Annotated in this window: 21 protein-coding genes and 1 pseudogene; 9 read left to right on the forward strand and 13 right to left on the reverse strand. The window is 57.3% G+C overall.

Annotated elements, in window-relative coordinates:
- The first annotated feature begins 40 nt into the window (after window positions 1–40).
- The 5 genes from FO268_RS15465 (at window position 41) to FO268_RS15485 (ending at window position 4,124) form a co-directional block, all read left to right on the forward strand.
- Window positions 41–661, forward strand: a complete 621-nt coding sequence (locus tag FO268_RS15465; protein WP_104417610.1) for a glutathione S-transferase family protein — start codon at window positions 41–43, stop codon at window positions 659–661.
- Between the two features lie 62 nt (window positions 662–723).
- Window positions 724–1,392: a cupin domain-containing protein gene (locus FO268_RS15470; protein WP_150994174.1), complete on the forward strand. Its 669-nt coding sequence runs from the start codon at window positions 724–726 to the stop codon at window positions 1,390–1,392.
- A gap of 44 nt (window positions 1,393–1,436) precedes the next feature.
- A complete protein-coding gene (locus FO268_RS15475; protein ID WP_150994175.1) occupies window positions 1,437–2,003 on the forward strand; it encodes a TetR/AcrR family transcriptional regulator in 567 nt (188 codons plus the stop codon).
- A gap of 144 nt (window positions 2,004–2,147) precedes the next feature.
- Window positions 2,148–2,954, forward strand: a complete 807-nt coding sequence (locus FO268_RS15480; protein ID WP_150994176.1) for a dienelactone hydrolase family protein — start codon at window positions 2,148–2,150, stop codon at window positions 2,952–2,954.
- Window positions 2,955–3,038: 84 nt separating this feature from the next.
- Window positions 3,039–4,124: an aldo/keto reductase gene (locus tag FO268_RS15485; RefSeq protein ID WP_104425591.1), complete on the forward strand. Its 1,086-nt coding sequence runs from the start codon at window positions 3,039–3,041 to the stop codon at window positions 4,122–4,124.
- 88 nt (window positions 4,125–4,212) lie between these two features.
- On the opposite strand, the gene FO268_RS15490 is transcribed toward FO268_RS15485, so the two are convergent.
- From FO268_RS15490 to FO268_RS15510, 5 genes are read right to left on the reverse strand one after another with little or no spacing between them, the layout of a single operon-like run.
- Window positions 4,213–7,251 carry an efflux RND transporter permease subunit gene (locus FO268_RS15490; RefSeq protein WP_150994177.1) on the reverse strand — a complete coding sequence of 1,013 codons (3,039 nt, stop codon included), beginning with the start codon at window positions 7,249–7,251 and terminating at the stop codon, window positions 4,213–4,215.
- Window positions 7,248–8,300 carry an efflux RND transporter periplasmic adaptor subunit gene (locus FO268_RS15495; RefSeq protein WP_150994178.1) on the reverse strand — a complete coding sequence of 351 codons (1,053 nt, stop codon included), beginning with the start codon at window positions 8,298–8,300 and terminating at the stop codon, window positions 7,248–7,250. Before FO268_RS15495 ends, FO268_RS15490 begins: the two co-directional genes overlap by 4 nt.
- A gap of 37 nt (window positions 8,301–8,337) precedes the next feature.
- Window positions 8,338–9,240 (reverse strand): alpha/beta fold hydrolase, encoded by a 903-nt coding sequence (locus FO268_RS15500; protein ID WP_150994179.1) that lies wholly within the window; start codon window positions 9,238–9,240, stop codon window positions 8,338–8,340.
- On the reverse strand, window positions 9,230–9,721 hold the full coding sequence (locus FO268_RS15505; RefSeq protein WP_150994180.1) for a PaaI family thioesterase: 492 nt from the start codon (window positions 9,719–9,721) through the stop codon (window positions 9,230–9,232). Before FO268_RS15505 ends, FO268_RS15500 begins: the two co-directional genes overlap by 11 nt.
- Window positions 9,718–10,203: a PaaI family thioesterase gene (locus tag FO268_RS15510; RefSeq protein WP_150994181.1), complete on the reverse strand. Its 486-nt coding sequence runs from the start codon at window positions 10,201–10,203 to the stop codon at window positions 9,718–9,720. The genes FO268_RS15505 and FO268_RS15510 overlap by 4 nt, the downstream gene beginning before the upstream one ends.
- A gap of 254 nt (window positions 10,204–10,457) precedes the next feature.
- On the opposite strand from FO268_RS15510, the gene FO268_RS15515 reads away from it, so the two are divergent.
- Window positions 10,458–11,066, forward strand: coding sequence for a TetR/AcrR family transcriptional regulator (locus tag FO268_RS15515; RefSeq protein ID WP_150994182.1), 609 nt, complete (start codon window positions 10,458–10,460; stop codon window positions 11,064–11,066).
- Window positions 11,067–11,104: 38 nt separating this feature from the next.
- Here FO268_RS15515 and FO268_RS15520 read toward each other — a convergent pair whose 3' ends face one another.
- The 4 genes and pseudogenes from FO268_RS15520 to aupA form a co-directional block, all read right to left on the reverse strand.
- The gene (locus FO268_RS15520; RefSeq protein WP_150994183.1) at window positions 11,105–12,175 is read right to left on the reverse strand and encodes an AraC family transcriptional regulator; all 1,071 of its coding nucleotides are present in this window, start codon (window positions 12,173–12,175) and stop codon (window positions 11,105–11,107) included.
- Between the two features lie 88 nt (window positions 12,176–12,263).
- A pseudogene (locus FO268_RS15525) lies at window positions 12,264–12,584 on the reverse strand (transposase); the annotation flags it as partial.
- A gap of 187 nt (window positions 12,585–12,771) precedes the next feature.
- Window positions 12,772–15,966: an Ig-like domain-containing protein gene (locus FO268_RS15530; protein WP_150994184.1), complete on the reverse strand. Its 3,195-nt coding sequence runs from the start codon at window positions 15,964–15,966 to the stop codon at window positions 12,772–12,774.
- An 11-nt stretch (window positions 15,967–15,977) separates the two neighbouring features.
- The gene (gene aupA, locus FO268_RS15535) at window positions 15,978–17,318 is read right to left on the reverse strand and encodes an alkane uptake protein AupA (protein WP_150994185.1); all 1,341 of its coding nucleotides are present in this window, start codon (window positions 17,316–17,318) and stop codon (window positions 15,978–15,980) included.
- A gap of 119 nt (window positions 17,319–17,437) precedes the next feature.
- On the opposite strand from aupA, the gene FO268_RS15540 reads away from it, so the two are divergent.
- The gene (locus tag FO268_RS15540) at window positions 17,438–17,962 is read left to right on the forward strand and encodes a TetR/AcrR family transcriptional regulator C-terminal domain-containing protein (RefSeq protein ID WP_225316766.1); all 525 of its coding nucleotides are present in this window, start codon (window positions 17,438–17,440) and stop codon (window positions 17,960–17,962) included.
- Between the two features lie 30 nt (window positions 17,963–17,992).
- Here the strand turns inward: FO268_RS15540 and FO268_RS15545 are convergent, their stop codons facing one another.
- Genes FO268_RS15545 through FO268_RS15560 form a run of 4 tightly spaced genes read right to left on the reverse strand, consistent with a single transcriptional unit; the run spans window position 17,993 to window position 21,823 of the window.
- Window positions 17,993–18,955, reverse strand: a complete 963-nt coding sequence (locus FO268_RS15545; protein WP_150994187.1) for a lipid A deacylase LpxR family protein — start codon at window positions 18,953–18,955, stop codon at window positions 17,993–17,995.
- Window positions 18,956–18,988: 33 nt separating this feature from the next.
- The gene (locus tag FO268_RS15550) at window positions 18,989–19,780 is read right to left on the reverse strand and encodes a MipA/OmpV family protein (RefSeq protein ID WP_150994188.1); all 792 of its coding nucleotides are present in this window, start codon (window positions 19,778–19,780) and stop codon (window positions 18,989–18,991) included.
- Between the two features lie 13 nt (window positions 19,781–19,793).
- On the reverse strand, window positions 19,794–21,203 hold the full coding sequence (locus tag FO268_RS15555) for a TolC family outer membrane protein (protein WP_150994189.1): 1,410 nt from the start codon (window positions 21,201–21,203) through the stop codon (window positions 19,794–19,796).
- Window positions 21,200–21,823, reverse strand: coding sequence for a TetR family transcriptional regulator (locus FO268_RS15560; protein ID WP_150994190.1), 624 nt, complete (start codon window positions 21,821–21,823; stop codon window positions 21,200–21,202). The genes FO268_RS15555 and FO268_RS15560 overlap by 4 nt, the downstream gene beginning before the upstream one ends.
- Window positions 21,824–22,130: 307 nt before the next feature.
- Between FO268_RS15560 and FO268_RS15565 the strand changes: the two genes are divergently transcribed.
- Both FO268_RS15565 and FO268_RS15570 read left to right on the forward strand, forming a co-directional pair.
- Window positions 22,131–23,150: an efflux RND transporter periplasmic adaptor subunit gene (locus FO268_RS15565; RefSeq protein WP_263645070.1), complete on the forward strand. Its 1,020-nt coding sequence runs from the start codon at window positions 22,131–22,133 to the stop codon at window positions 23,148–23,150.
- A complete protein-coding gene (locus FO268_RS15570) occupies window positions 23,150–26,266 on the forward strand; it encodes an efflux RND transporter permease subunit (RefSeq protein WP_150994192.1) in 3,117 nt (1,038 codons plus the stop codon). The genes FO268_RS15565 and FO268_RS15570 overlap by 1 nt, the downstream gene beginning before the upstream one ends.
- Window positions 26,267–26,315: the final 49 nt, after the last annotated feature.

Raw genomic sequence — 26,315 nt, forward strand, 5'->3', positions numbered from 1 at the left:
AATTACGTGTCGTATGCTTAATGACCAACAGAGGTAATCAATGAAAATTTACGACACTGAAGGCTTTCCCAACCCGCTACGGGTTCGCATCGCCCTGGCAGAAAAAGGCGCAACGAATAAGGTGGAATTCGTCCCGGTCGATGTCATGGGCGGGGAGCACCGTTCCGATGCGTTCAAGACGAAAAACCCGGATGCCACCGTGCCCATGCTGGAACTTGACGACGGCACCTGCATCGCCCAGTGCAATGCCATCACTGAATATATCGACGGTGTCTTTGATGGTCCGTCCCTTATGGGTACAACCCCAGCGGAGCGTGCCCGTATCGCAATGATGAATCTGCGGGCAGAAAACGGTCTGATGAATGCCGTGGGGGCCTATTTCCATCACGCGACCCCGGGGCTTGGTCCGGATCTGGAAACCTGGCAGTGTGCTGAATGGGGTAATAAACAGAAAGAAATTGCCAGCGCAACCATGGCCTACCTTGACAGCGTTCTGGCGGACAATGAGTTTCTCGCAGGCGACAGCTTCTCGGTCGCAGACATCACCGCCTTTGCCGGCCTGGGGTTTGCGGATTTCGCGAAGGTTGACATTCCCGAGTCCCTGACCAATCTCCAGGCCTGGCGCGCAAAAGTCGCAGCCCGTCCTTCAATTGCCGGGTGATCCGATACCCTCGGGTTTCATGCAAGCGCGGAAAACATGAAGGCCAAAAAGGGAGGAATATCATGGAGATTAATGCAGATTTCTCCAAACCGGTGGTTATGCATTCCGACCAGATTGAATGGCAGCCCTCGCCCATGAAAGGCGTGGAGCGGCGCATGCTGGACCGGATCGGGGAGGAAGTTGCCCGCGCCACGACCATCGTTCGTTATGCGCCGGGGAGTCGTTTCTCGGCACATACCCACACCGGTGGAGAAGAATTCATCGTACTCGATGGCGTGTTCCAGGATGAGCACGGTGACTTCCCAGCGGGCAGCTATGTGCGCAACCCCCCAACCACGTCACATATTCCGGGCTCTGAAACGGGCTGCACGATATTTGTGAAACTGTGGCAGTTCGACCTGGCCGACCGCACCCAGTTCAGCAAGAATATGGAGGCCGGGCTGGGCGCCCCAGTGGGCGGCGTTGCCACCACAAAGCTGCATGAGGACGATCGTGAGATCGTGACCTACAGCCAGCTCGATGCGGGGGCGACACTGACCTCTGAGGCGCCCGGCGGAATCGAGCTGCTGGTGATCGAAGGTTCGGTCACCAGGGATGGCGAGATGCTGGCCAGGCATGACTGGCTGCGCCTCCCTGAAGGACACAGGTTGTCCGTGGCGGCCGGGGACGGCGGCGCCAAGATCTGGAGGAAAACGGGGCACCTGCGATTTGCCGGGGCACCGAGGGTATAAGGCCCGGCAATAGCGGGATTGCAAAGGCAAACAGGTGAATAACCATGAACCGTGATACCAGAACAGCCCTGATGGACCTTGCCGAGCACACCGTTCGGTCACGGGGCTTTGACGGGTTCAGCTATGCGGATCTGGCTGAGGCCATCGGCATTCGAAAGGCCTCGATCCATTATCATTTCCCCACCAAGGCGAAGCTCTCCGAAGCCTTGATCGAGCGCTATCAGACCAGTCTGCAGCAGGGTCTGACCGAGATAGATGCAGCCCATGCCAGCGCCGGCGCGCGCCTCAAGGCACTCATTGCCCTGTACCGCGGGGCCTTACATGATGGACAAACGGTCTGCCTGTGCATTGCTTTTTCGACCTGCCGCGAAAGCCTGTCCGACACTGTCATTGCCAGAGTCGGCGCCATTCGCGCAATGGTCTTGCAGTGGATTACAGCAACGTTTGAGCTGGGGCACAGGGATGGATCCGTCTCGGCCATCCTGGGTCCCGCCGATGAAGCGCAGGCGACCCTGGCGATGCTGGAAGGAGCCCACCTTGCCGCGCGCACCGAAGAAGACCTCGCCGTGTTTGATGCCGCAACGCGACTGCTGCGCGCCCGCTGCCAGTAACGACGGGACAGGAATCGCGCTTTGAGCGAGCGATTAAATTCGTGTTCGCTCACGTGGCGACATTTCCTGTGAGCTTTGGTCGATGTCTACCCGTACATAATCGCTACGCAAATTGACTCATAACGAGCGAAAAGGAGCAAACAGATGATGAGCACCCTGAAAACAGCACTGGCAGCAGCCACGCTGTCACTCACTGTTGCCAGTACGCAGGTACTGGCAGAAACGCAAACCAGAACCATTGAGTATCAAGTCGGCGACGAGACCTTTACCGGCTACATGGCCTGGGATGATGAATTCGGGCAAAAGCGCCCGGGGGTTCTGGTGGTCCATGAATGGTGGGGGCACAATGAATTCGCCCGGAATCAGGCGGAACGGCTTGCTTCCGCCGGCTATACAGCGTTTGCGCTGGATATGTATGGCTCTGGCAAACAAGCCGACCATCCCGATACTGCCCAGAAATTCATGCAGGAAGCCACCAGGGACATGGACCAGGTTAAGGCACGCTTCATGAAGGCGATGGACATCCTGAAGAACCACGAAAGTGTTGATGGGTCCCGAATTGCAGCACAAGGTTACTGCTTTGGCGGTGCCGTTGTTCTCAACATGGCGCGCATGGGTGTCGATCTGGACGGCGTTGTCAGCTTCCACGGTGCGCTCGGCAGCCCCCTCCAGGCTGAACACGGGTCCGTAAAAGCCAGGGTCCAGGTGTATACCGGCGGTGCCGACAAGCTGGTCCCCTCGGATCAGGTGGCGAGCCTGGTCAAAGAGATGCAGGATGCCGAAGTCGATCTGACACTGGTGAGCTTCCCCGGAGTGCTGCACTCATTTACCAACCCGGGTGCTGACAAGATCGCCGAGGAGTTCGGCATGCCGGTGGGTTATGACGAAGCGGCTGCCGCCCGCTCCTGGGATGGCACCATGCGTTTCTATAAGGCCATCTTCGCCGAGTAACACAAGCGAATGCAAAAAAACCGAAACCGGCAGTATTTACAGTGAATTCTGGAACATCAACCGAAAAGCATGAGGAGGTGCAACATGGCAACTGAGAGTTTACCGCGGTTCAATGATGACAATCGTCCAGGCTACAAGTCGCTGGGCAACTCGGGTCTGTTCGTCTCCGAACTGTGCCTGGGCACCATGACCTTCGGCGGTGATGAGGACATCTGGGGGCTGATCGGCCAGTTGCAGCAGGAACAGGCCGACGAACTGGTGAAGATCGCCCTGGAAGCGGGGATTAACTTTATCGATACCGCCAACATCTATGGTTTCGGCGCCAGCGAGCGCATCGTCGGCCAGTCCCTGAAGAACCTCGGCGTTCGCCGGGAAGATGTCGTGCTGGCCACCAAGGTGCTCGGCCCGATGGGCGAGGGCCCCAATGCCCGTGGCGCTTCCCGCGGCCACATCATGAATGAATGCAAGGCGAGCCTGGCGCGCCTGCAAACGGATTATATCGACCTGTACCAGATCCACGGTTTTGACCCGGCCACCCCGATCGAGGAAACCCTGGAGGCACTGAACACCCTGGTGCGACAGGGCCATGTGCGGTACGTGGGTCTGTCCAACTGGGCCGCCTGGCAGGTGATGAAAGCCATCGGCATCAGCCAGGCCCGCAACCTGTGCCCGATCATATCCCTGCAGGCCCACTATACCCTCGTAGGTCGCGACCTGGAGCGGGATATTATTCCGATGCTGGAATCTGAGAACGTCGGTCTGATGGTGTGGAGCCCGCTGGCAGGCGGTTATCTGTCCGGTAAATACGAGGGGCCGGACGTGTCCGAGGAAAACCGGCGTGCCAAGTTTGACTTTCCGCCTGTCGACCGTGAGCGGGGCAGCGACGTCATCAAGGTGATGCGGGAGATTGCCGGCGGAAAGCAGATCGACGGCGAGCCGGTTACCGTAGCCCAAATAGCCCTGGCGTGGCTGCTACACCAGAAGCCTGTATCCAGTATTATCGTTGGCGCCAAGCGGCCGGAGCAGCTGAAAGCCAATATCCAGGCAGCGCAGATCCGGTTGTCTGGCGAAGAACTTAATACGCTCGACGAGGTGAGCCGTATACCGGAGGAGTATCCGGGCTGGATGATGAAAATGATGGCCGGGTATAGGGACTCTACTGAGTCCTGATTCTTCACATCGCGCTGCGCCCCGGCGGCGCAGCCGCTCAACTTGAGAAGTGGCCTATGCTGTCAACACGTAAACGTCCGTGACTACTTCAATCTTCTATCTGTAAGCGAAACCAGAGTGCATAAAGCGCCGGAACAAACAACAGCGTGATCAGAGTGCCGACCGCCACGCCCCCTATAAGCACATAAGCCAGCGGTCCCCAGAACAGGTCAAAGGTCAGAGGTACAAACGCCAGAACGGCCGCCAGGGCAGTGAGCACCACGGGGCGGGCGCGTTGGACTGCCGCCTCGACCACGGCTTCCCGGGCAACCATCCCTGCTTTGAAGTTGTCCTGCACCTGTTGGGTCAGAATCATGGTATTTCGCATCAGGATGCCGCCCAGGCCAATCAGTCCCAGCAACGCGGTAAAGCCAAAGGGTTGGTTAAACAGCAGCAAAGCCAGCACAGCGCCAATCAGCCCCAGTGGCGCGGTGGCCAGAACGGTCAATGTACCGATAAATGAACGCATCTGAAGCATGATGAAGATCAGCATCAACGCCAACATCACCGGCTGTAATGCCTGGATGGACGCATTGGCTTTGGCTGATTGCTCCACCGTACCGCCGATTTCAACACGATAACCCTCCGGTAACTGTTCACGCAGGCCTGTCATCGCACTCCAGATCTCCTTGGTGACATCCGGTGGCTGGGCGCCTTCTACATCCGCCTGAACGGCCAGGAAGAGGTCACGGTTGTAACGCTTTATAACGGGCTCCTCATAGCGAACCTGCCACTTGCCCAGTTGCTGTGCGGAAAGTTTGCGGCCGTCGCGGGTCTTGATTTCAAGATCTTCGGGCATCATCACTTCGCCACGGGCATTACGCGCCACCAGTTGAACGCTCCTTATTCCCTGACGTAGCTCGGTGACGGCCACTCCGCGAAGTTGGAACTGCAGTTGCCGGGCAACTTCTGCCGGGGTCAGGCCGATCCAACCCAGGTTTTCCGGGTCCAACTCAAGATAGAGAGTGGGTACGCGCTCATCCCATTCGAGATGCGGCATGACGATATTCGGATGCCCGGTCATAAGAGTCCGGATCTGGTGCGCGATCTCTCTGAGTTGATCGGGTTCCGGGCCCAACACTCGAAAACTGACCGGCCAGGCCACCGGGGGACCATACAGCAAACGCGTTACCCGCACTCGTGCCTCCGGAAACTCACCCACCGCGATTCTGGTTTCCAGCGCCGAGATGATGCGATCGCGCCCTTCAACGTCCTGCCCGATGGCAATCAGCTTGGCAAATGCCGGGTCCGGCTGCTCGGGGTTGGCAGATACGAAAAACCGGGGGGCACCGGCACCGATGTAAGCGGAAAGGCTTTTCACCTCCGGCATGTCCATCAATATCGCTTCCAGGCGTCTGACACTTTCATCTGTGGTAGCGATAGCGCTTCCCTGTGGAGCAAAGACGCTGACCAAAACTTCGGGGCGATCAGAACTCGGAAAAAACTGCTTCTGCACCTGAGTTGCCATACCGAAAGCACTGATCACCAGCAAACCCAACGTGATAAAAACGACGGTTTTCCGGTATTGTACACACGCGGCAATGACCCCACGCAACCGCTGATAAAAAGCGCTTTGGTAAAGGTCCTGGCCACCATGACCGGGATAGTTGGGCAAAAGCTTGACGCCCAGATAAGGCGTGAAGGTTACCGCCACTACCCAGGAAATCAACAACGAAAAAGCCAGCACCCAGAAAATGTTGCCGGTGTATTCCCCGACACCGGACTGGGCAAATCCGATGGGGACAAATCCGGCCACCGTCACCAATGTTCCAAACAGCATGGGAGCAGCTGTTACGCTCCAGGCATGACTGGCGGCCCGTACCCGGTCCCAGCCGCTCTCCATTTTTACAATCATCATTTCAATGGCGATGATCGCATCGTCCACTAACAGGCCCAATGCGATAATCAACGCGCCCAGGGTGATGCGGTCCAGGTTAATGCCCGCCATTTTCATCAATAAAAAGGTCAGGCCGAGAGTGACGGGAATCGCGATGCCCACCACCAAACCCGCGCGCAGACCGATCGCCAGTATGCTGACCCCCATCACGACGACCAGCGCCACCAGAAACTTGACCTGAAAAAGATCAACCGCCTGAGTGATGGCTTCGGCCTGGTCGGTCAGGGTCTGTATTGACATCCCCAGGGGCAGCCTGGCCTGTTCAGTATTGACAAACTCGCGCAGGCGCTCGCCAAACGCCAGGCCATTTTCGCCCGTCTCCATGACGACGCCCAGGAGGATCGCATCCTCACCGCTGGAACGGACGATGTAGTTCAGCGGATCTTCATAGCCCAAACGCACCTCGGCCAGATCAGACACGGTGATAAGCTGGTCTCCGATACGCAGAGGTACTGAGGCGAGGCGCTCAATGTCAGACAGGTCGATGTTGCTGCGGATGTAAACCCGCGGGCCGGCCAGATCAACAAAGCCAAGAGGCTCAAGACGATTGTTGGCCTCTATCGCCTGTAACACGTCTTCTGCCGACAAACCGAGGTTGTTGAGCCGGTCCTGATCAAACTCGAGATACACCCGCTCAGGACGCTCCGCCAGGAGCTGTGCTTTTTGCAAGCCGGGCAACCGCTGCAGGCGATCTCGTATCGATTCTGTCTCGCGGGTCAGTTCACCCATTGGCATTCCGGGTGCCGTCAGGGCCAGCAGAGAGAAATACACATCCGCGAAATCGTCGTTAACGATGGGCCCGATCACACCCCGGGGGAGGGTGGGTCTCTCATCGGACATGCGTTTGCGGACCTGGTAAAAGAGGTCCGGCACTTTTTCACTGGGCGTATAATCCTGGAACCGGATAAGCATGGAGGCCTGTCCGGGCCGAATGGTGGTTTCAACGGTGTCAAAATACGCCACCTCCTGGATTTGCTTTTCCAGACGATCCACCACCTGATTCTGCAGCACCTCGGGGGTTGCTCCCGGCCAGACCACAGAGACCACCATCGACCGCACGGTGAACGCAGGGTCTTCTGCCCGACCAAGGGATGAGAACGCGTAGAAGCCCGCAACAACCGACATCAAAAGAAAAAAGAGGGTGACCGAACGCTCGCGCACTGCCAGCGCGGAGAGATTAGGCAGGCTCATCGCGCCAGCTCCCGCACCGCCATGCCAGGAGTGAGCAGGTGTGTCCCCAACGCGACAATGGACGTTCCCGCATTGATATCGGCCCTGATCTGCGCATACTCCTCACCCAGATCGATAACCTCGACCGCCAGGGGGTTCACCGTGCCGTCGGAGACCAGCCAGACCTGCGGCGTTTGCCCTCTCTCATCCAGGGCACCCAGCGGTACGCGATGGCTGGGCGCGGTTTGCTTCTGTGCTAACCGGACACTCACCACCGAACCCAGGGTTAAAGATGAGGGGTAGGGCCCCTCCAGGCTGTATCGGGCACGCCAGCTCAGGCTTCTGGGGTCGGCAGCCCCGGCAATCTCTCTCAGACTCACAGCAAGCTGTTCGCCAGTGGGTAAAGGAACATAACCGCGCCTGGGTGGGTTACTGCCCTCTGGCAAAAAAACCTCCACTTCCAGCGATTGATCTTCAGCCAGAACGGCAAGTGTTTGTCCGACCCCCACCACCTGACCGGGTTCAACGATGACCTCAGTGACCACACCTGTGTTGGACGCTTTTAGTTCCGCATACCCCAGAGCATTCTGAGCCTGCTGATTGCGCGCAGAAGCCGTTTCCACCTGGCTGCGCGCCTCGCGCTCTGCCAATTCAAGGCGTTGCAGGGTTTGTTCGCTGACAAACTGACGTCCTACGAGTTGCTGCTGACGCTGGAGCTCATTGGTGGCAATGGCCAGGGCTGCTTCTGATCGCTTGAGTTCCGCGGCAGCTCCCCCCGCCGTTGCCACAAGGTCTCGTGTGTCGAGCTTGAACAGTAAGTCGCCTTTTTTCACGCGCTGACCGGCATCGATAAAACGCTGTTGAATCCGGCCGGAGATCTGAAAGGCCTGAGGAACTTCGTGGCGGCCTCGCAGGGTTCCGGAAAATCTCTGCGCTGTTGGGTCTGCCGCCTTTAGAACAACTGTTTTTACCCAGGGGATAGAGGCGAGAGCCTCTGGGGGCGGTTCCGAAGACTGCTGACAACCAGACAGAAGGAGCAGCGAGATAAACAGTGTCAGCATACAGCGCATGGCAGGTGTCCTGATTGGCAAAATCCAGGTGTGGGTATCAGTTCTCGCGGCATCCGGATAAAGCAAGCTGCAGGATGGCGTCGCGAACGGTGTCGTTCTGCTCCATGGGCAGAAAATGGGTTGTACCTTCAACCACCCGCACGCCAGCCGAGGGCAGCAGGGTCTGCAGCCGTTGTCGGGCCGCCGGCGAGAAGGTTGACCCGCGTTCCGCCGCCAGCGCGATAACCGGGCACCGCAACTGACGAATACCGGGCCAGGGGTTGTGTTCGGTGTGGGCAAAGGTAACGCTTTCCCACTCCGGGCTGCACGCCAATTGAAGTTGATCTTCCTGCGGCACGAAGGCGTGTTGGACGTAGGCTTCCAGCCATGCTTCAGGCCAGGTTTTGAAACCACCGCGACCTCGATAGTTGTCCAGCGCGGCAGTGTGCGAGTCGAACACCCTGCGCCGACGTGCCGCTCCGGCGGCCAGTGACAACCGATGTGACTGACGCAGCAGTTTGGCCAGCCCCAACTTCAGGCCCTGCACTGGATCTATGATCACGGGTTCCGCCAGAATCAGGCCCAGCACTTTGTCAGGCCGGCGGGCAGCGGCCATGATGCTGGTGGTGGCACCGATGGAATGGCCGGCAAGCCAGACCGGCTCGTCCTGGCTATCCAGCAGAGCCGTCATATCGCGATAGTAGGTTTCCCAGCCCCGGAATGTCGAAACATTCGCCGCATCGGCGCTGGCGCCATGCCCCCGCATGTCCCAGGCCAGGACATTGACGTCCGTGGCAAGCTCGTCAAGGAGGGGGTGGTACAGGCGGCCATGGAAACCCGTGGCGTGTGCCCAATGGAGCGTAGGGCGCGCTTTGGAATGCGGCCAGCGCCACAGTGCGATGCCGGCGCCATCCGTCGCCCGGAATTCGTCGCGTTCAGGTGTGTTGTGCTTAATGTCCATGTCGGTCTTCTTGTTGGGCGGCCATTGTCGGGAGCAATAACTGAACCTGACCCGTGGCGATCGGTTTGTTCTCATCGCCTTGCCAGCAGGTCACCTGGACCAGGCTGGTCCGCCTGCCTTGCCGAATAATGTCGGCCCGGGCGAACGTCGATCGGGCCTGCGCGGAGCGGAGGTAATTGATGTGGCTGTCGAGAATGCGCGGGCAACGTGTCTCTGTATCCTGGCTTTGCGCAGCCACCCGCGCAGTGAGTTCGATCAGGGCCCCAAGCACACCGCCATGGAGGGCGGGTAGCATGAAGTTGCCAATCAGCGCTTCACGACACGGCAAATGAACCAGTACACCTCCATCACCCCACTGAACCTCAAGCCCGAGGTGCCCTGCGTAGGGAATGCGCTCCAGCAGAGCCTGCCAGTCAGCACATTCTTTCCCACTTTCCGCAGCGCCTGAGATGTGTTGTGCCGAATCGCCAATCGTGGTCATGCGCTCTCCTTTCCTCGTCCACCTGCATGGAATTGCTGGCCCTGGGTGTTACGCATGAAGGTGGCGTTTGCCGTCGCCAGCAACTCACGATTGCCCTCGCTAAGGATGTCACAATGAATAAACGCGACCTCGTCCGTTAAATGTCGACAGGTAGCCAACGCTAACAGGGCCCGGTCGCCGCTGGCAGGGCGCAGATAATCCATGCGCAAATCCAGCGTGGCAATGGGCATCAACTCCAGGGCCCCCGCGAATACCGCCAGGCCTCCGGCGGAGTCTGCCAGCGAGTAAAGTACGCTGGTGCAGATTTCTTTCGTATCATCCTGGGCGAACATCCATGACTGTGGCGTCAGACGCATACAGACCTGGCCCTGGTCTACCGAGACAACCTGCATACCCAGCTCCCTGCCGTGGGGAACCTGCTCGGTGAACTGCCACGCTGTCGCCACAGCGTTACTGTGCTGAGCTCTGTTCGGCTTGGTCATCAGATCTGCCCAGCCTGGCATGCCTTTCGTACCGAGGCGGAAGTGATGGGAACCAGCTGATTTTCATTGATCATTGCCATGTCATTGTCTACCGAATAATATTGTTGCTGGATTTTGGTTGGTTAACCAACCAAAAGTCAAGGCTATGTTTGCGGACAAATGGCACGTCGCCTGCGGAATGGCGTAAGATCAGTGCAGCGAGTCTGACCGCTCTGATGAATAATAAATGGGCTTGCTGAGGAGATACTCAAGCGATGGTTAACAGACAGATTGCTCCTGCAAGCAAACTGGGCGACCAGGGCGACGTTTTGTCTAACGCAGCCCGGCTTTTTCGTGAGAAAGGTTTTGAAAGGACGTCGCTCAAGGAGATTGCCGAGGCCTGCAATATGCTGCCCGGAAGTCTGTATTATCGTTACAACAGCAAGGAAGCGCTGCTTGTTGAGCTGATGCGCCGGGGAGTCGACCTGGTGACCGCAGAGGTCAAGTCGGCTTACGCCAGCTCGGACGACCCGGTTGCGCGTTTGCGTCTTTGTATCAACGCACATCTGCGAGCCCTGCTGTTAGATTCGGATGCGGTTTACGTGCTGTTGTTTGAATGGCGGGCGCTGGGCCCGGAGGCTCGTAAGGAAATCATCGAACTGCGTGACCAGTACGAGTCCCTGTGGGCTGAGATCCTCGAAACAATGATTGAACAGGGCGTGGTCCGGAAGAATGTTGACGGCCGCTTGCTTCGCTTGATCGGCCTTGGGGCGCTCAACTGGGTTGCAACCTGGTTCGACCCGAACGGGGCCCATTCACTCGACGCCATTGGTGATTTGATCTGGCAGATCGCTATGGAGGGCGTGATCAATAAAAGTGAGTAAACATTGGCGCCGGCTAAACAAGCGCAAGTGGTGGCTTTTTAAGGTCGCCCATCAGGTGGGTGCAGGGTTTGTGCTCTGACATTTAGCCTGAATCGCTCCGGTGGCTGGTCAAACCAGCGCTTGAACGCGCGCCTGAAATTGGCACTGTCGTGATAGTTCATCAGTGCGGCAATGGCCTCAATGGACAATTGGCTGTCACGCAGGTAGCTCGCGGCCTGCTGGGACAGAATCTCGCCGCGAATGTTTCCGAAACTGGTACGCTCCTGTTTGAGTTTGCGCGCCAGAGTGCGTTTACTCATGAACAGAGAGGCCGCCGCTTCGTCTTCACTGGGCGTTCCGGGCGGTCGGGACAACATCATCTTCTTCAGTCGGGTCTGATAGGTCGGCTTATCAGAATGAAGTTGCGCAAGCATGGATTGACACTGCTGCAAGGCCAGACGATAGTTTTCATGATTGGCGGCGGCGTTCGGTTCCCGGCACAACGCCGTTGGCAACGTGAGTTTTAACTGGTCGCAGTCAAAGTGAATCTGCCCGGACAAAAAGTCTGGATATATCGAGTGGTACTCGGGCTTCGGATGGACGAAGCATATTTCGGCCTCATGCAAGGGGCGACCAACTATGAACTCGCCGAATTCGAAAAGTGCCTTGACCATCGCATCCGAGAAGCACCGTTGTATGTCATCGTCCAGCAACTCTTGAAAGTCCAGAATGCATTCCAGGCGCTCGTCGACTTGCTGCAAATGCAGCTGGATGAAGCTCGCGCGCGTGGGCAGGAATGTATGAATCGCCTGCAGTGCATTGAGGAGGTCAGCGCTACTGTAGGCCACAAACCCCATCGCTCCGTGGGTTGCCGGGGTTAGCCGCTTGCCGAGCCGTAACCCTAATTCCGGCTGGCCGGACAGCTCCAGAGCGTTGCGCAGAATCCGCACTTGCTGCGTAGCCGTAAGCAAGCTGTCCTCGGTCAGAAATTGCGTAATTCCAAGTCCAGTACCCTGCAGCAGACGTGGCAGTTGTTTGGCGGTTAAATCCAGCTCACGGGCAATTAGCCGTGAATAATTCGATGGAATGTCCCATCCGGGTTTTTGCAAACCACCCGTCTTCGCCGTCATGAGTTACCGTCATGTTGTTGTCTTTAAATGACCTCCGCTTGTCAATAAATGACCTGACAGGAGTGCCGGCAAGTAGCCAATATCTTGATTACGCATAAGGCTCAGCCATCGTCAAGAGCCGGTACGGCATTGGCGGCGTTCTGGCGGCTACCGCGAGAAGGCGCGGGATCATGGCCTCGAGATCATAGTGCCGATTGAAGCGATATTCGAACTCGGCCAGGTAGGGCGGGGCATGCTGCCCGCGGATGGCATGGTACGTACCGGTGATCGCGTTCTTGGCGTTCCCGAGCAGCGTATTGACCCAGTTGAACTGCGGATTTGCCACGCTGGCACGCCCACAGCCGATGATATGGCGCTCATAAGCGTAGGTGGGCGTATCGTAGGCCCGGAAGCATCCGAGGCCATCGCTGTTACCGGGGCCAGTCTTTTTGGCTTTGATCTGGCCCGCTTTTGGAAGACCTTAGCACAATGGGCTGAGGCACGTAACACAAGCCAGTGTTGACTCGCTGACGCCAGCAGGCTCGTTTCCAAGGAGGTGGTTTCGCCTTCAACAGGAAACAGGGCCAGCCCGGAAGCCAGCCCGTGAAACCTATGAATCAGTTTTGCGTGTAGGGCGACACATACCTGAGGTGGAGTTCATTCGGGGCAATTCCGATGGTCAGGTCGGTGTCGACGTCGATTACCGCGTTAACAATTCCATCGACAACCCCGCCCAATAGGCGGCAAAGAAGACCTGTTCCGATACTACAAATTGCAGACTCCTCTTCAAGCAAGCCCACAGTTGCTCGCCCTAAAAGCCTCGTTGACAGCACAATCGGCTCAACATTTCGTTGTTCTATGACGATCCTGCCATCATCAAGGAAGGTTATCGGTCCAGAGAGCTTCAATCCATTAATTGGATAGCTGCGCAGATTATCCTCAAGGCGGGTGTTCGCCAGTCCGCTCAGCCTAACGTTCAGATACGGTGCATCAAGGTAAACATCCAGCTCGGTCTCGAAGGTCAGCTGACCGTCTTTCTGTAGAATCACGCCATCAATCAGGCCGTCGCGGTTTTCGCCCTGGTAACGCATGCGCAAGGCGAGGGGGCCGGTGTCAAACTCTTGAGAGGTCTGTAAATCACTGGTCGCAAGTGCTGCGAGCAACTGATTGCTCAGATTGACCCAGATGTCGCTAGGCGTGGTAAGCAGTACCGACGGATGCAACTTCACAGGCACTCGCATGCTGCCATCTTCGGCAACGGTTGGTTCACCCACTATCTCAACATCAAGGTTTGCGGTCAGAAAAATGAATTTTTTGAACTCATCGCAAGCTTCAGCACCTACTTCACAACCAATCTGCCCGTTATCCTCCAGAACCCCGCTACTGATCTCCGTTATGGCAAGCTTCATGGAATTTTCAGGAATTCCGCTGATTGCATCAGGCTCTTCCGGATCCAGCTTCAGATTAGCATTCACATCCCTGCTCGGGAGGTTTTTCAGCGGCAGAAGCACGGAGGTTCTGGTTATATCTCTGGCAACAAACCGGTTTTCAAGCGGTTGTCCGCCTGACGAGAGATCCCCGAGGCTCCTTCCCGGGTCGGCGTACTGGCTCAGGAGCCTGGTGTACAAGGGGGTACCCTGTTGATTGGTAATACCATCGGTCAGCACGTAACGGTAGCTTGTGCCTGGCTCCCACCTTTCAAGCGGCACGGCTCTTAGTTCACGGCCGTTGAGAAGGCGCAGGCTGTACCCCTCAACTGATTTCCATTTGCCGTTCTCGTCCTGCTTTTCCACAACAACAGTTTCGCCGGCCACAATGGAGTCCGGATCGATATCCTGTGAGAAGCGAACGATGATCGGCTCGCTGGCCGAATGCTCCGTTATGGGCAGCAAATCATCCAGCGGGCGCTGTCCAAAATTCGCGGACGCAGGGGTTTGGCTCGTGATGCCACCAAGGCACCGCCCCTGCTTCCCGGCCTGGACATCCATGTCCGTCTTGGCGCATGGGTAACCAGGAAGGGTTGTAAGGGCAATCGGACCAACGTCAGCTGGCGGGACAGCCGCCGCTGGGTCGAGCCTGAAATCACGGCTTGTGCTGGTCATCGGATTACCCGACAGGTCAACAAGGCCGTCCATCGTAAGGGTATAATCGATGCCATGCGTTAACGGCTCGGTTGGCCGGATAACGAGAGCCGGGCCGTCAAGCCGGGATTTAAAGGTAACCTCTGCCGATGTGGTGCCGTCATTGGCGATGAGGGTGATATTGTCCGGATTGATGGATGACGGAAGGAGAGGTTCCGAGAAATAGACAATCAAAGGGTCAGAAGGCCTCTGTATGTCGGAGTGTTCCCCGGGTACCCAGCTCTTGATGAAGGGCGCTGCGGTGTCCGCAAAGTCGGCCTGTAGCGGGGCATCTTCGACGTTGCGGAAGCCGTTCAGCTTGAAGGAGATCAGGCCTGAGGCTGTGTCAATGCCCATCACGTCCGGCTCAATAACACCAACGGCTTCGATGCTCAGCTTTCCGTCTTCGACGAGGGCAGTGCCCACCAGTTGCACGTGCATGAGCTGTTGGCCAAGGGCGCCGTTGGCAACGGTGTTCCCGGTATTCAGGGCCATATCGATGTAGAGTTCGAGCAGTCGGGGTGCATCCACTGCATCGGTATAGGGGTTGGGTATCAGGAAACCATTGGCATCCGAGAGAAAGCGAACCCCGACGGCTTCGGACTCGAATCCGGCCGGCACAGCCCCCGCGATGCTGACTTCTACAGAGCTTCCGGTGAGCAAGGTGCCCCGGTCGATCCTCAACGGAATGCTCTGAGCGGCCGCCTCAAACTTGGGAATAAAACCCAGTTCCGCGAACACAGTGCCGGCGACACTGGTCGGGTTTTCTTCGCCCAGAAGAAGGGAGCTCAGGTTTACCGAATTGTAATCGGCACCCGTCAGTGGCAGTTGGCCTGGTATGTTTTCAGCTACCTGGGCCATGATCTGGCGCTTGCCAGTCGGAGAGCGGGAGTCGGTCGGGTTGAAGGTCAGTGTGCGATCTTCGGACAGGGTGTCACCAAGCAGTGCACTTTTGATGCCGGTAGTCAGGGTTAGGTTATAGGTTCGGGCCGGATCCAGGTAGCCTTCCGGATCCACCGTGACCCGGTGACCCTTGACGTATATTTCGGCATTGACCGGTTCGCCGGCCTGGTCCGCCAGGCGGATGGTCTGGCCGTAAACCACCGATTGCGGGTCGACGGGCTCGGTAAACTGAAGCCGGAAGGTCGTAAAGTCCGTGACGGGGTAGTCGTTCCCTCCGTCCGGAATGGTTCGCGCCAGTTCAAATCCGGTACCTTCGGTCTGGCTCAGAAGCGGGCCGGATGTTGCCGGTGCTGTTCTGAATTTGATTCCGTCCGCGGTCAGGGACACTGGTGCGCCGCCAACCTGAAGTCCCTCTGCGGTCAGGGTGTAGCGGGTTCCCGGTGCAAGCGCCTTGTCCGGCTTTGCCGCAAGCCCCATCTTGTCTTCATCAGTGAACATCACGTCTGTGAGGGTAACCTCGTTCCCGGTGGCATCCCTCAGGATCAGAGAGTCAGGAATGTCGGTCAGCGGTGTGTCGATGGACTTGTTGAAACGCAGGAAGACCGGTGTTGTTGTGGGAACGGTGGACGTGACACCGGGCTGATTGCCGCCCGGGGGCGTACTGTCAGCCGGATAGGTAAATGTCAGCGATCCGGGTGTCGGAGCCCGGGTAACGGTCTGCTCGTCGCCGCTATCCCCGCAGCCTGCGAGTGCTGTGGTGACAATCAATGCAATAGTGGTTTTTTTCATGCCGTACCTCTTCAAAATCTCAGCGTAATTGAGCCGCTGAACACGTGAATATCGCCGTCTGCAGTAACGTCTTCTTCATTGCCATTGAAGTCGACAATGGTGAAGTCACGCTCTTGCAGCATCTGGTACTGGTAACCGAGGTCCACGCGAACGGGGTAGGCCAGAAGACGGGTCCGATTGTAGGTGGCACTTAAGCCAAGCCCGACAGAAATCTTGTCTGTGTCCAGGTAGTTAATTTCCGGATTTCGGGTGGTTTTCAGAGGGGATTCTTCATAGGCGACGCCGGCACGGAAGGTAAAATTGTCGTTCAGCATGTACTCGCCACCGAGGCGGGGAACCAGGGTGTTGTCAAACTGCATACGGGCAGCGGGGGGAAGGCTGTTCTGATCCTTGATGGTGTCGCTGGTAAATTTATCTTCCAGGCCTGACCAGTTCTGTTGTTCTACACTGCCGCCAATACGCCAGCCGTCACCTTTATACTGGGTGCCGACGACCCAGATTTCCGGCTGAAAGGAGTCTATCGTGGTAACCGCAAGCGCAAGCCCCGGATCGGGAATCGTCTGGTCGACAATGACGTTTGCGTCGATACTGGTGGAAGCCGATGATTCTGCCCGGTAAGCAAGGGCCGTTTCCCAGCCGCTCAACCAACAGCCGCTTTCAGGGCAGAAAGTTTTGCCCCAGTCGATGGAGGTACTGAGAATCGACTTTACAGAGGGTTCGGCATTGACTGACAGGCGCTCACGTCGTGTCTCACCGGCCAGGTTCGATAACGTATCCAGCTTGGCTGTGGCTTCGAGGGTGACTCTTGCCGAGATTCCGGCGTCAATACCTCGCCAGATGTTGGTGGCACCACCGATATTGAGGAACAGGGGTTCCCTGCCATACTCCATGAACTGGCCGCTTTCTGATGTGTTTGAACTGAAGGCCAGCAGTTCCTTGCCATACTTCTCTACTCCCGCGATGAAGCCAAAGTAAATGGGGTGCTTAAAACGGGTCAAGGAAGAAAGATTTGTTTTCATGCCGATGAGCACATGCTGACTCGGTGAGTCGGCGAGTACGTCGCCATCCCGCAGGGGGCCATCCGCTCTCAGTTCCTGTTCTGCATGAAGCAGGCCTAGGGTCAGCTCTCCCCGGGGATCTTTTGTCAGATAAGCCGGGTTATAGTAAGTGGCAGACACCTGATCGTTGAACATAGACAGGGATTGCGCTGTAGCCACGTCGGCTGCCATTACCCCGTAGGTGGTGCCGATGTTGCCCATGCTGGCCTGAGTGGGAAAAGAACCCCCAGCGGACAGAATTGCGATTGCAAGGCAAGAGGTAGGGCCCTTAGTAAAAAGGGGAGTCTTAGGCATTAATATGCTCCGTTTTCTCGTTATTGTTGTCAGTACATCTATACAGCGCTTGTTGAGGCGGTCAGATGCTGTTCAGCAAAAAAGCTTACTTAAACTGTTTTTTCGGAACATTGGCCCTCTTGACGCCACAGATCGTCTTTAACGTAGCCAGGCTTTTCCGTGAGAAAGGTTTTGAAAGGACGTCGCTCAAGTACATTGCCGAAGCACTGCTTGTCGAGCTGATGCGCCGGGGAGTCGACCTGGTGACCGCAGAGGTCGAGTCGGCTTACGCCAGCTCGGATGACCCGTTTGAACGATTGCGCCTTTGTATCAACGCGCATCTGCGAGCCCTGTTGTTAGATTCGGACGCGGTTTACGTGTTGCTGTTTGAATGGCGAGCGCTGGGCCCGGAGGCTCGCGAGGAAATCATCGAACTGCGTGACCAGTACGAGTCCCTGTGGGCTGAGATCCTCGAAACAATGATTGAACAGGGCGTGGTCCGGAAGAATGTTGACGGCCGTTTGCTTCGCCTGATCGGCCTTGGGGCGCTCAACTGGGTTGCAACCTGGTTCGACCCGAACGGAGTCCATTCACTCGACGCCATTGGTGATTTGATCTGGCAGATCGCTGTGGACGGTGTCATCAATAAAGGAGTCAAGGCATAGGGTAAACACTGCCGGAAAATGTCTCGGTACTCAGAAGTGATACGCAGCCGACACAGTTCCAAAAGAAAGTGCATCTTTATTGCTTTCATCCTGACTGGTCGTCGCTCTGAGTGTGATGGCAATCTGGATTCCAGGCGAATGCCAGCCAACGCCCACGCCACCCAGACCGACAACAGGACGCTGGTCATAATCGTAGCGCCCTGACTGCTCCTCCAGATAGGAATAGGGTATGAATTCCATACCCAAACCAATGAACACGGACCAACCCGAGCCGGGGGCATTCAGTGAGCCCGGCAGGGCGATGGTTGAAGAGGCTCCTGCATAATCCGGGATGATATTGGCGGGCAAGTTGGTGCCGATTCGCCAAGACATCCCCAGCTCACCACTGCTGACGAAATTCGACAGCCTGCCACCGGTTACCCAGGCCATCTCCTGGTGAATCCCACTGCCGATATTATCGCGAAACAACCGCTGGGCATGAAAGGCGTGCACTTCGCCAATGACATCGGTGCCCAGCTGGTTATCCCAGCCATTCGGATTGGTGCTGCCGGTCAGTTTGTGGACCCATTTCTGCGTTACTTCGGCGCCGGAATTCGGTCCAACGACGCCCAGACCGATGCCATAGCCGGTCAGGGATTCTGAACTCCAGCTCCAGAGAGTGATTGAGCCAGAGAGGTAGCCGACGTAAGGCAAGTCTTCATAAATCGGCCCAGATGCTTGTATGTTCTCTGGGGTGACCATCAGTTGGCTCAAGCTGAAAGTCAAGGCATGAGCGTTGCCCGTGCGACCAATAACGGGCAACCAATCCATCGCGTTCCTGGCGCTTCTGGCCAGACACACCTCGCAGTTGTTGTTTTCTGCCGAGGCACTCAGATAGGACAATCGACCGCCATTGGTATACCCCTTATCCGAGCCGGTCAGAAGGTCGTTGTCCCAGGAAATGCTAAAGGCCCCGGAATTGGCCCCGGCAAATTCGGGAACAAGTGCAAACAAAAAAATGATCAACCTCAAGAGAGCTTTGTCCCGTTAAAAGCGATAGTTCATCAATAATCCGCCGAAGCCCTGAACATGATCTCCAATATCCGCAACTATCGGACTGTCTTTGGCCTCTCCAGTCAGGTAAGCCACTCCCGCAAGACCGGTCAGTGACCAATCAGCACTTAGGCGGTAAGTCATGGCGCCGCCAAAACGTATGCGCAGGTAACCTTTATCAACGTCATAGGCGCTCAGCCCGGAGCGGGCGCTCTCTGCCTCGGATACGCCAAACTTGCTATCCGTCCAGCGCTCACTGCTATAAATGAGGCCCGGACCGGCCGACAAGAAAAGGTTTTCTGTCAGCGGGGTTCGCCAACTTCCCTTAAGTGTCAACTGATAGCCGTCGACGTCACCGGTCACCGGTGTCTTTACCGACGCGCTGTAATTGAAAGGCCCGTCCTCCAGGGCAACGCGCAAACCAATGGCAGCCCCACTGTCCACCTTATCTAGGTTGCTCAGGTCATCCTCATTATCACGGCCCCCGACATAGCCGATGTAGGTCGACAGCGACCATGCGCCATAATTAATAAAGTTCCAGCCGAGGCCATCGCGGATATTCAGATAGAACCGGTCGTCATAACTCAGGTTCAGGTTGGGCAGGCCTCGGGTTTCATAGTCGTCACTGCCAAGATAGTCCGGCGCATAGAAGGCTCCGGCCCCGATGCTGCCATCCCAGTCCGGGTTGGTCATGGCATTCTGCCAGTCAGCGGCTGCAAACACGGTGGGGCTGAGCACTACCAATGACAGGGCCATCGCTGTGGGGGCGTATTTGTTTCGTAACATAAAGCTAGCACCCTCAGTTTCGGGTTGGATCGTCGATGGTTTCATCGTCCTCGGCCAGAGCTTCGATGCCTGGCGCTGATGCACTGAGCCAGCGGTTCAGATTCATCAAATCCTGTGGGCTGAGGGTGCCGGCGGACTGTTTCAGGTTAAGAGTGTTGACTACGTAGTCGTAGCGGGCATTGGCATAGTTTTGCAGGGCTTCGTAATAGTCCCGTTCGGCATCCAGCACTTCGACGATGTTGCGAGTGCCGACTTCGTACCCCGCGCGGGTAGCATCCAGTGCACTGCGGCGCGAGATGATGGTCTGTTCGAGTGCCGAGGCGGATTCGATATTGGTATTAACCTGACGAAACAGACTGCGGGTGTTGACCCGCACGTCCCGACGAACGGTATTCAGGGCCTGATCGGCCACCGTGACCAGTGATCGCTGTTGCCGCACTCCGGCCTGTGTTCCGCCGCCGAGGTACAACGGCACGTTTAGTGTCAGACTGATCACGCCCTCAGTGGTCGTTCCATTACCAGAGCGGGTGGCGCCGCCGCTGCCTGCGGTGGACCCCGTGCCGCCGGGCCCGAGGCCGTTGATGTCTGTTTCACCGTAAGAGGCGTTCAGGTCCAGCGTCGGGTAATGCCCCGCCTTGCGGCTTTCAAGGGTGGACTTGCTGGCATCGAGCTCAAGCAGGGCGGTCTGGATTTCCCAATTCTGTCCCAACGCGATCTTCTCCCACTCTGTGGGATTCGCGGGCGCGGGTCTGGCCAGAGGGAATTCCTGGCGCAGGTTGTCCAGTTGTTCGGTGTATTCTCCGGTCAAGCGGGCAAGATCTTCCCGGGCGATGTCCAAGTCACTTTCGGCGGCAATACGCCGGCTTTTGGAATCATCGTAGCTGGCGCGGGCCTCATACACTTCGGTAATGGCGATCAGGCCGACATCGAAACGCTCCTGAGCTTGCTCGTACTGTCTGCCTATAGCTGTCTCGGTGGCCTGTGCAGTGGTCAACGCATCTGCCGCCCGCAACACATTGAAGTAACCTTCGGCAACGTCGAGGATCAACTGCTGCTGCGCCAGGTTGTACCGGGCTCGGGCGGCCTCGCTCCGAATCTGGCTGGTTTCAAAATCAAACCAGGCGTCAGCGCGGAACAGCGGCTGAGTCAGTTCAACGCCGTAGCTGAAAGTTTTGTACGAGTCTCCGCTGGCGTTGTCCGGATCGATATCTGTGTGCCTGGCATCACCAAACGCATTGAGCCGGGGCAAAAGGTTGGCGCGGCTAACATCAATGCCGGCCTGTTCTGCCTGCAGGGTAGCTCGGGATTCGGCGATGCCGGAATCGTAGGTAAGCGCTTTCTCATAGGTTTCGACCAGGTTCATGGCCGGCACGTGCTGGGCTGCAAGCGCCGCCATCAGGCCAGGCAACAGGCGTTTGTTCATGGGGTTTCCTTGTTTGTTTGGAATGGCTCGTTTTCAGGGCAGAGGCCCCGGAACAATGTATCGACCAGGCATTCCGCTTCGGCGCTCAGGTCGTAGGCGTCAGGATTCCTGAGCCAATCAACGTAGATGCCCAGCATTTGGGTATGCAGCGAACGGGCGGCCTGACTGGCGGTTAGTGATGAATGGGGTGGGTGATTGCTGAAAAACCGCGTCAGTGTATCAATAGATTCCTGCGTCATTTCATCCTGCAGCCGCAGACCGTGTTCGGATTCCGTGTGGTGAAACAGGATCTTGTAGACACGGAAGTGGCGTTGATCCTTAACGAGGGTCTGAAGCGCATACACACACAGGTTTCTGAGTGTCCGAAGGTCACCAGTGCGCTCGTCAGCGGCGTTTTCAGTCATCTCTGCCATCGGCAATCGAACCCGCTCGAGCATGGCCTTGAAAACATCCGATTTGTTCTGGAAGTGCCAGTAAACCGCGCCACGGGTGACCTGGGCGGTGCGGGCGATTTCCTCCAGTGAGGCCCGGGCCACGCCCTTGTTGAGAAAGACCTGCTCTGCTGCGTCCAGCAAAGCCTGATAGGTGACTTCAGCTTCCGCCTTGGTTTTTCTGGCCATGGTGAATATCCGTCATTCTGAGTGTAGGCCCCACCGCTAAAGTGCATACGGGTCCGTTTGTCTTGGGCGCCATCATGCCAAAGTTTTTTGCATACATCCATGAATGTAGGTATTGTCCCATCAATTCTAACAACGTTTACCCAAGGAGACCTCCGTCATGCCGTCGCATGCTGCCCTACTGTATTCCTCCAGAGCACTACGTCGAACATTATTGCTTTCTGTGCTTGTGGCCGGTCTGGCTGCCTGCAGCGGTGACAATAATCAAAACGCTGGGGAGGGTAGTGGCAGGCCAGCCCCGGAGGTCATCGTGGAAACGGCTGAAACAACCGACGTGACAGTGCGCCAGGACTATGCCGGTCGGGCTCGCGGGGCTCGTGAAGTAGAAGTTCGCGCCCGGATTCAGGGCATCCTCGAGGAGCGCCTGTATCGCGAAGGCCAGATTGTCAGTGAGGGTGACTCTCTGTTCCGCATTGACCCCAAGCCTTCGGAAGCCGCCCTGCAGGGAGCAAAGGCTCAACGCCAGGTGGCTGAAGCGGATCTCCGCCAGGCTGAGCGGGAATGGAATCGCATATCCTCATTGTACGAGCGTAATGCGGTCAGTGAACGGGATCGTGACTCCGCCCGTTCTGCCCTGGAACTGGCCCAGGCCAATCTGGCTGTTGCCGAGGCGGGCGTTACGGTAGCTGAACTGAATTTGGGCTATACCGACGTCAGGGCTCCGGTCAATGGCGTGACCAGCCTTGAAGACCTGCCTGAAGGGAGCCTGATTGAACAGGGCACGCTGCTGACCACCCTCGTGCAACAGAATCCGGTGCATGTTCGGTTTGCGCTGCCGGAGAACGATGCTGCAATACAGCGTGCCGCCCGTGAAGCAATGACGGATTCGGCCAGCGCTAAAGACATGGACGCCACGCTGATCATGACGAACGGGAAGGCGTATGATCGCACCGGCAAGGTGGATTTTACTGCCTCCACCCTGGACCCTCGCACGGGTACCGTGTCCGCCCGGGCTGTTTTCCCCAACCCTGACAACGAGATTATCCCCGGGCAGTTTGTGCGCGTAAGAGTGCAGCTCCGGAGCCTGGAAGGTGTTGTTACGGTGCCGGAAAAAGCGGTGACCGAAGGTGCGGACGGGGCGCAGGTTTTCGTGGTTGATGATGACAGCGTTGCCCGTGCACGCCCTGTCAGTCTCGGGCCGGTTGTGGATGGGCGTCAGGTCATACTGGAAGGCCTGAAAGCCGGTGAAGCCTTCATTACCAGTGGCCTGGTCAATCTCAGGGGTGGGGCTGAAGTAAGCGTCAGGGATGAGAGCGAGGAGCCCAAGTAATGCTGCGCACTTTCATTGACCGCCCAATATTCGCGTCCGTTATTTCCATAATCATTGTCATTGCGGGGGCCATCTCGCTCCTGGGGTTGCCCGTTGAGCAGTATCCCAATGTGGTGCCACCCCAGGTTGTGGTTGATGGCCGTTACCAGGGTGCCAGCGCCGACGTTATCTCGGAGAGTGTTGTGGCGCCACTGGAGCAGGAAATTAACGGCGTGGATCAGATGATCTACATGGAATCCAACAGTACCGACTCGGGAAGTTTTCGCGTTACGGTCTCGTTTGAAATCGGCACCGATCCGGACCAGGCCACCATCAACGTCAACAACCGGGTGCAGCAGGCCCTGGCAAGTTTACCTCAAGCCGTGCGGGACCAGGGGCTGACCGTAGAGGCCAGGTCCACATCGATCCTGCAGGTCCTGACGTTGTCGTCCCCTGACAAAAGCATGGACGTCGTGGAAATTTCCAATTATGCCCTGCTGAATGTGCTGGACGAACTTGTACGCCTGCCGGGGATTGGTAACGCCTCTCTGTTCGGCGCCCAGGATTACTCCATGCGAGTCTGGTTGCGCCCGGACAAACTGGCCCAGTATGAGCTGACACCGGCGGATATAGCCGCCTCTTTGCGGGCCCAGAACGCTCAGTTTGCGGCAGGCCGCATCGGCGCCGAACCGGCACCGCAAGGCCAGGCCTTTACATTCAGTGTGTCGGTGCCGGGGCGCCTGACCAGCCCCGAAGAATTCGGCGAAGTTATTCTGCGCAGCGATGAAGAAGGCGCGGCGCTGAGGCTCAAAGATGTGGCCCGGATAGAGCTGGGCGCCCAGAACTACGATTTCGAGGCGGCCTATAACGGCGACGATACGGTTCCCATGGGGGTCTATCTGCAGCCGGGAGCCAACGCTCTGGATGCCGCCGATGCCGTGCGCGAAGCCATGAAAGAGATCAGTGAGCGCTTCCCGGAGGGGCTGGAATACGACATCCCCTACGACACCACCCGCTTTATCGATATCTCGATTCAGGAGGTCATCAGCACCTTCATCATTGCCATACTGCTGGTTGTGGTGGTCACCTTCCTGTTCCTGCAACACTTGCGGGCCACATTAATACCCCTGGTGGCGATCCCCGTGTCGCTGATTGGTACGTTTGCGGGCATGCAGGCTCTGGGATTCTCCGTCAACCTGCTGACCTTGTTCGGGTTGATACTAGCCATCGGTGTCGTGGTGGATAACGCCATCATTATTATGGAGAACGCCGAACGGTTAATGAAAGAGGAGGGGCTGTCTGCCTACAATGCCGCTGTGGTCACCATTCAGCAGGTTTCCGGGGCAGTAATTTCATCCACGCTCGTTCTGGTTGCAGTCTTCGCACCGGTTGCCTTCCTGGGCGGACTGAGTGGCGAGCTGTATAGACAGTTTGCAATCACCATCGCCGTGTCGGTGGTCATTTCGGGTGTTGTGGCCCTCACTCTGACGCCAGCCATGTGCGCACTTTTGCTGGGTGGGCAGCCGGAAAAACAATGGGCGCCGTTTCGTTGGTTCGACGCCGGCTTTGACCGGATAACCAACGGGTTCTGTGCAGTTGTTGACTGGCTGCTACGCCATGCCGTGGTGGGTGTTCTGTTATTTGCGGCCATGATTGGCGGCGTTGTGCTTTTGATTGACCGAATGCCTACGGGCCTGGTGCCTCAGGAAGATCAGGGCTTCGTGCTTGCCGCTTATTCGCTGCCCGCGTCGGCGTCCCTGAGCCGCACATCGGATTTCCGCGACGATCTGGTTGGCGGCATGATGGACGTGCCTGAAGTTCAGGATGTGGTGGCGTTTTCCGGCTTTGACATTATATCCAGTGCATTACGTACCAACAGCGGTGTTGCTTTTGTAACCCTCGAAGACTGGGCAGAGCGCACCGGTGGGGGCCAGGATGCCGCCAGTGTGGCTGGCAAGATCATGGGCCTTGGGGGCAAACTGCCTGAGGGGGCGGCCTTCGCTTTCACACCGCCGCCAATCCAGGGACTTTCGACAACTGGTGGCGTTGAAGGCTATATTCAGGCGCGGGGCGGTAGAACACCTGACGAGATCAAGGCCATTGCCGATGAGTTCACCCGCAAAGCAAACGAACGGCCTGAACTGCAGAACGTAAGGGTGACGCTGGATACCGGCATCCCCAAATATCGTGCGGATGTTGACCGGGAGAAGGCTTTGGCCGCGGGGGTGCCCGTTGACCAGATCTTCACCACCATGCAGAGCACCTTTGGTGGACTCTATGTAAACGACTTCACGCTGCAGGGCCGCAACTGGCAGGTAACGCTGCAATCGGAGGGAGAGTTCCGCAGCCATCCGGACGATCTGCGACGGGTGTTTGTCCGGTCCGACTATGGCGAGATGATTCCGGTCAGTTCGTTGGTGAGCCTGGACCGGACCAGTGGCCCGGATATTCTCAACCGCTTTAACCTCTACCCGGCTGCCAAACTGCTGGCCGACCCTGGGCCGGGATTTACTTCAGGGGATGCACTCGCCGCTTTACAGGAAGTCGGTGCTGACGTGTTTGACCGCAACACCCTGCTGGGCTGGACCGGGGAAGCTTTCCAACTTCAGGATTCCGCAGACTCCGGTGTGCTTGCGTTCGGTATGGGCCTGTTACTCGTATTCCTCATTCTTGCAGCACAGTATGAACGATGGGGTCTACCGGTAGCGGTTGCTACGGCCGTTCCGTTCGGGGTTTTTGGTGCGATCCTGGCAGCCATGCTGCGGGGCTTCCCCAACGACATCTACTTCCAGGTTGGCTTGCTGGTGCTGATCGGGCTGGCAGCGAAGAATGCCATTCTGATTGTGGAATTTGCCGCTCAGAATCGTAAAACCGGTATGTCCGCAGCAGAAGCCGCCAGTGCAGCAGCCAGACAGCGGTTCCGCGCCATTATGATGACCGCCTTGACCTTCATCATTGGCTCCCTGCCGCTGGCCGTCAGCACCGGCGCCGGTGCTGCTAGCCGACAGGAGATTGGTACCGTGGTGGTTGGGGGTATGATCGCCGCCAGCACACTTGCGCTGTTCTTTGTGCCGCTGTTCTACAAGTTAATTGAGGATTTGGGTGACTGGCGGAAAGGTTTAAAAAGTGCCGCTTAGGAAATATTGAGCAAAAGGAAATCGCCTGTATCGCCCCACCTTGGATTAC

This window comes from Marinobacter denitrificans, assembly GCF_008795955.1.
GTDB classification, from domain to species: Bacteria; Pseudomonadota; Gammaproteobacteria; order Pseudomonadales; family Oleiphilaceae; genus Marinobacter; species Marinobacter denitrificans.

Coding starts and splice junctions, on each gene's coding strand:
- FO268_RS15465 (WP_104417610.1), top strand. CDS start 41: ATGAAAATTTACGACACTGAAGGCTTTCCCAACCCGCTACGGGTTCGC.
- FO268_RS15470 (WP_150994174.1), top strand. CDS start 724: ATGGAGATTAATGCAGATTTCTCCAAACCGGTGGTTATGCATTCCGAC.
- FO268_RS15475 (WP_150994175.1), top strand. CDS start 1,437: ATGAACCGTGATACCAGAACAGCCCTGATGGACCTTGCCGAGCACACC.
- FO268_RS15480 (WP_150994176.1), top strand. CDS start 2,148: ATGATGAGCACCCTGAAAACAGCACTGGCAGCAGCCACGCTGTCACTC.
- FO268_RS15485 (WP_104425591.1), top strand. CDS start 3,039: ATGGCAACTGAGAGTTTACCGCGGTTCAATGATGACAATCGTCCAGGC.
- FO268_RS15490 (WP_150994177.1), bottom strand. CDS start 7,251: ATGAGCCTGCCTAATCTCTCCGCGCTGGCAGTGCGCGAGCGTTCGGTC.
- FO268_RS15495 (WP_150994178.1), bottom strand. CDS start 8,300: ATGCGCTGTATGCTGACACTGTTTATCTCGCTGCTCCTTCTGTCTGGT.
- FO268_RS15500 (WP_150994179.1), bottom strand. CDS start 9,240: ATGGACATTAAGCACAACACACCTGAACGCGACGAATTCCGGGCGACG.
- FO268_RS15505 (WP_150994180.1), bottom strand. CDS start 9,721: ATGACCACGATTGGCGATTCGGCACAACACATCTCAGGCGCTGCGGAA.
- FO268_RS15510 (WP_150994181.1), bottom strand. CDS start 10,203: ATGACCAAGCCGAACAGAGCTCAGCACAGTAACGCTGTGGCGACAGCG.
- FO268_RS15515 (WP_150994182.1), top strand. CDS start 10,458: ATGGTTAACAGACAGATTGCTCCTGCAAGCAAACTGGGCGACCAGGGC.
- FO268_RS15520 (WP_150994183.1), bottom strand. CDS start 12,175: ATGACGGCGAAGACGGGTGGTTTGCAAAAACCCGGATGGGACATTCCA.
- FO268_RS15530 (WP_150994184.1), bottom strand. CDS start 15,966: ATGAAAAAAACCACTATTGCATTGATTGTCACCACAGCACTCGCAGGC.
- aupA (WP_150994185.1), bottom strand. CDS start 17,318: ATGCCTAAGACTCCCCTTTTTACTAAGGGCCCTACCTCTTGCCTTGCA.
- FO268_RS15550 (WP_150994188.1), bottom strand. CDS start 19,780: ATGTTACGAAACAAATACGCCCCCACAGCGATGGCCCTGTCATTGGTA.
- FO268_RS15555 (WP_150994189.1), bottom strand. CDS start 21,203: ATGAACAAACGCCTGTTGCCTGGCCTGATGGCGGCGCTTGCAGCCCAG.
- FO268_RS15560 (WP_150994190.1), bottom strand. CDS start 21,823: ATGGCCAGAAAAACCAAGGCGGAAGCTGAAGTCACCTATCAGGCTTTG.
- FO268_RS15570 (WP_150994192.1), top strand. CDS start 23,150: ATGCTGCGCACTTTCATTGACCGCCCAATATTCGCGTCCGTTATTTCC.